General features: G+C 39.8%; 6 protein-coding genes. All 6 read right to left on the bottom strand.

The window, feature by feature from the left end:
• A partial coding sequence (locus tag NUV40_02230) for a hypothetical protein (GenBank protein ID MCR4342706.1) occupies nt 1-201 on the bottom strand: 201 nt, incomplete at its 3' end.
• A 164-nt stretch (nt 202-365) separates the two neighbouring features.
• Complete coding sequence (locus NUV40_02225) at nt 366-1,229, bottom strand: ROK family protein (protein ID MCR4342705.1); 864 nt, start codon at nt 1,227-1,229, stop codon at nt 366-368.
• Nucleotides 1,230-1,400: 171 nt separating this feature from the next.
• Nucleotides 1,401-1,547: a hypothetical protein gene (locus NUV40_02220; GenBank protein MCR4342704.1), complete on the bottom strand. Its 147-nt coding sequence runs from the start codon at nt 1,545-1,547 to the stop codon at nt 1,401-1,403.
• A gap of 37 nt (nt 1,548-1,584) precedes the next feature.
• Entirely contained in the window at nt 1,585-3,687 is a 2,103-nt protein-coding gene (fusA, locus tag NUV40_02215) for an elongation factor G (GenBank protein ID MCR4342703.1), read from the bottom strand.
• Nucleotides 3,688-3,812: 125 nt separating this feature from the next.
• On the bottom strand, nt 3,813-4,283 hold the full coding sequence (gene rpsG, locus NUV40_02210; protein ID MCR4342702.1) for a 30S ribosomal protein S7: 471 nt from the start codon (nt 4,281-4,283) through the stop codon (nt 3,813-3,815).
• Between the two features lie 39 nt (nt 4,284-4,322).
• A partial coding sequence (gene rpsL, locus NUV40_02205) for a 30S ribosomal protein S12 (GenBank protein MCR4342701.1) occupies nt 4,323-4,593 on the bottom strand: 271 nt, incomplete at its 5' end.

Genomic DNA, 4,593 nt, shown 5'->3' with positions numbered 1-4,593 from the left:
CATAGAACCCAAGCCCCCGTCAACCCATAAGAAACCTGTCTTTGTCTGACTTGTGTTGCTTACGTTTATTGGTGCTGACACATTTCCACCTGGCGGAGCGGAAGTCGGCGCGGTCCAAGCGAAAGCATAGCTTAAGCCGACGGCCACCATAAGACCTAGTGTTATCACCTTGATAGATTGGATTATATTTTCTTTTTTCATATTGTTTTTATTTTACTCTCTTTAGTGAGATAAAAGAACATAATAGAGTATGAAATATGTGGATAAGTCACTTGACACCCCACTTGGAAATCGGATTTCCAAGTCACTTGGCGGTTGAACCGCCACAACTATCAAACTATCCAAGGTGTCACCTTGGATAGTTTTTACTCAAATAACAAAGCCGCGCCTATGGCCGGAGCGTTATTTCCCAGCTTAGAAATTATTATGGGAGTATTTTTTGCTTTCGGTAACATAACATACTTTTTTATATTTTCCTTTATACTAGGTAAAATAAGCTTTATCGCTTCTGCTATACCACCGCCAATTATGATAGCCTCGGGGTTCATCATATTTATAATATTTGAAAGTCCTATGCCCAAATTCTCTCCGAACTCTCTACATACTTTCATTGCTCCGGCTTTGCCGTTCTTAGCATCAAAGAAAAGAACTTCTCCACTCTTGCCATAAACTCTTTTTATAAATTTACCTGAAGCCAAGTCCTCAAAAGAACCGTTTTTACTTTTACTGTCTATAATCATATGCCCGCATTCGCCGGCACTTTCTCCAATCTTGCCGTTATAAATTTCTCCATTTATAATAATTCCGCAACCTATACCGGAGCCCAAGGTGACACCGACAAAATTCTCATACTTTTTCCCAGTGCCAACCTTGCTCTCCGCGACAGAAAAACAATCCGCATCATTTTGCACCTTAACAGGCACTTTAAATTTATTCTGAAGTAATGAGGCTAAATTAAGCCCGTCAATAATCTTTACAATATTAGGCGATTTAATTATTTTACCAGTTTTCACATCAACGATTGCGGCAACTGCCACCCCGATACTTGAAAATTTATGCTCTTTTTTACTTAACTCTATAAGATTAAAAAGATTTTTAAGAAAATTTTGCTTATTTGTCTTATCAGTAGGGACTGTATTACTCCAAACAACTTTCTTTTCGTTTTTATCAAATAGAACGACATTAGTTTTCGTCGCCCCAATATCTACGCCTAAAATTATTTCATCCATTCCGTAATTATACCAAAACTCGCCAACAAGGGCGAGTTTTGCAAGATTAAATTTAAAATTATTAAATAATTTTTTCTTTCTTATTATTTCTATTTGGATAGAAAAATGTGCATCCGCCGCGGCGGATGCACATTTTTTTAGATTTCGCAGTGTTTTGTATGGTTCTGATTTTTAGAGAGGAAGTTTGTCTATATCATCTTCAAACTCTAAATCATCTTTAAAAACTTCATCTGAAAATAATTTTTCCTCCTTACTTTCACTTGGCGGTTCAACCGCCAAGTGAGTTTCGCTATCTTTATTTTTATCTAATTTAGTCATTTTACTAGTGACTAGTGGCTATTGGCTAACTACTAGACTACCTCCCCCTAGCTTCAATAATACCTGCGGCCACATTATTAGGAACAATAGAATAATGATCAAATTGCATAGTGAATGTTCCTCGGCCCTCTGTCATAGAGCGTAAGGCCGTTGCGTAGCCAAACATTTCAGAAAGCGGAACAGTCGCAGTTATCACCTTAAGGCTTCCTCTGTCTTCCATTCCTTCAATCTGACCTCTTTTTGAATTTATATTTCCTGTTGCATCACCCATGAATTTATCCGGCACAATAACCTCCACTTTCATAACAGGTTCAAGCAACACGGGCTTAGCTCTTTTAACCGCATCCTGAAGAGCCATAGAACCTGCAATCTTGAAAGCCGCTTCATTAGAATCAACATCATGATATGAACCATCATATAGTTCACAATACAAATCCACCAACAAGAAACCGGCAAGGACCCCTCTTTCAAGTGCTTCTTTAACGCCTTTCTCAACGGCAGGGATGTATTCTGCCGGGATAACTCCGCCTTTAATAACACTCTTGAATTCAAACCCCTTCCCGCTTTCCATCGGCTTAATCCTGATCCTTACATGGCCATATTGACCTCTACCTCCAGACTGCTTTACATACTTACCTTCCGCTTCAGCTTCCGTTGTTATCGTCTCTTTATAAGCGACTTGCGGCTTGCCAACATTTGCTTCAACTTTAAACTCACGCTTCATCCTATCCACAAGAACATCAAGATGAAGCTCTCCCATACCGGAGATAATAGTTTCCAGAGTTTCAGGGTCGGATTTTATCCTGAAAGTAGGGTCTTCATCTGAAAGACGCCTTAATGCTATACCCATCTTTTCCTGATCGGCTTTTGTCTTAGGTTCAATCTTCAGAGACACAACAGGTTCAGGAAACTCTATCTTCTCTAAAATTATCGGGTTTTCCGGATCACATAAAGTATCGCCCGTCTTAGTATTCTTAAGTCCAACCAAAGCGGCAATCTCTCCGGCATAAACAGTCTTCACTTCTTCGCGATCATTAGCATGCATTCTAAGTATTCTGCCAACTCTTTCTTTCTCTCCATTTGTTGCATTTAATACATAAGAACCGGCCTCAAGCGAACCTGAATAAACTCTAAAGTAAGTAAGCTGACCGACGAAAGGGTCTGTCTGAAGTTTAAAAGCCAAAGCGGAGAAAGGCGCATCATCAGAAGGGGCGCGAGTAATCTCAACCTCAGTCTTCGGGTCAAAACCTTTCATAGGCGGGACATCTACAGGACTAGGCAGATAATCCACAACACCATCTAAGAGGAGTTGCACTCCTTTATTCTTCAATGCCGTACCACAAAATACCGGCACTACCTGATTGCCGATAACCGCTTTTCTTAAAACCTTTTTAAGTTCATCAACAGAAGGTTCATTACCGGCAAGATATTGATCCATCAACTTCTCGTCATTTTCTACTATTTTTTCCACAAGCTCGGAATGAAATTTCTTAGCATTAGATAAAAGAGACTCCGGTATTTCCTGCTCCTCAATCTTATTTCCCATATCACCCTCAAATTTATAAGCCTTCATTTTTAGAAGATCTATAACACCTTCCATCTTCTCTTCTTCGCCCATAGGAATCTGTACTCTGACAGCATTTTTAGTCAAGCGGTCCAATATTGTCCCGTATGACCTTTCAAAACTGGCGCCTGTTCTATCAAGCTTATTTATAAAACAGATTCTTGGCACTTTATATTTATCAGCCTGACGCCACACAGTCTCTGATTGCGGTTCCACGCCGGCAACACCGTCAAAAACAACGACACCGCCATCTAAAACACGCAATGAACGTTCCACCTCTACAGTAAAATCAACGTGCCCCGGCGTATCAATAATATTTATACGATGTTTAAATGCATTGTCGCCACCGGCATAAGTTGGCACCCAGAAACAAGTCGTGGCTGCGGAAGTAATAGTGATACCTCTCTCTCTTTCCTGCTCCATCCAATCCATAATAGCCGCCCCCTCATGCACCTCTCCTATTTTATGCGAAACTCCGGTATAAAAAAGAATCCGCTCACTAACGGTTGTTTTCCCTGCATCTATATGCGCGATAATTCCTATATCGCGTACTTTATCAATTGGATAATCTCTCATAAATAAAAATTAAAAAATTAAATATCAAAATTCAAAATTACAATGTAAAACTTAAAATAATTTTGAATTATAATTTTGATTTTTGCATTTTGATATTTAAATTTGACCGAGTAAAACGAGGGAACTTACCATGCAAAATGAGCGAAAGCGCGGTTTGCTTCTGCCATTTTGTGGACATTCTCTCTCTTTTTCACAGCTTCTCCTTCATTCTTACTTGCAAGAAGTAACTCATTTGCAAGACGTAAATGTATTGGTGAACCCTTCTTTGATTTAGCGGCCTCAATTATCCAGCGCATAGCAAGAGCCGCTCTTCTCTCCGGTCTTACTTCTACAGGCACTTGATAATTCGCTCCTCCCACACGACGAGAACGGACCTCTATTGTCGGTCCGACATTTTTCATAGCCTCATCAAATATAGCAACAGGATCTTCGGCCTTAGCCTTTTCTTTAATCTCATCAAAAGCGGAATAAACTATCTTTTCTGCCACGGACTTCTTGCCGTGAAGCATTATATAATTTATAAATCTGCCCACTTCTTCAGATGAATACTGAATATCTGGCCTAGGCTTTATTCTATTTTTTACTCTTCTTCGCATGTTTTAATTTAAATTTATTAGTATTTTAGAATTTAATAATTATTTTTTAGGCTTTTTTGCGCCATAGAGACTTCGGCCCTTCATTCTCTTATCCACGCCGGCAGTATCAAGGACACCTCGGACGATGTGATATCTAACACCCGGAAGGTCCTTAACTCTTCCTCCTCGGATAACAACCACTGAGTGTTCTTGCAAATTGTGTCCCATACCAGGGATATAAGCTGTAACTTCCATACTGTTGGTAAGCCTCACACGCGCAACCTTTCGGAGGGCGGAATTAGGCTTCTTAGGTGTAACAGTTTTTACCTGC

Source organism: Patescibacteria group bacterium, from assembly GCA_024654625.1.
Classification (GTDB): domain Bacteria; phylum Patescibacteriota; class Minisyncoccia.
This window is presented reverse-complemented; position numbering and strand designations above follow the sequence as displayed.

Excerpts from the sequence above, each read along its gene's own strand:
- NUV40_02225 (MCR4342705.1), bottom strand. The coding sequence starts at position 1,229 with ATGGATGAAATAATTTTAGGCGTAGATATTGGGGCGACGAAAACTAAT.
- NUV40_02220 (MCR4342704.1), bottom strand. The coding sequence starts at position 1,547 with ATGACTAAATTAGATAAAAATAAAGATAGCGAAACTCACTTGGCGGTT.
- fusA (MCR4342703.1), bottom strand. The coding sequence starts at position 3,687 with ATGAGAGATTATCCAATTGATAAAGTACGCGATATAGGAATTATCGCG.
- rpsG (MCR4342702.1), bottom strand. The coding sequence starts at position 4,283 with ATGCGAAGAAGAGTAAAAAATAGAATAAAGCCTAGGCCAGATATTCAG.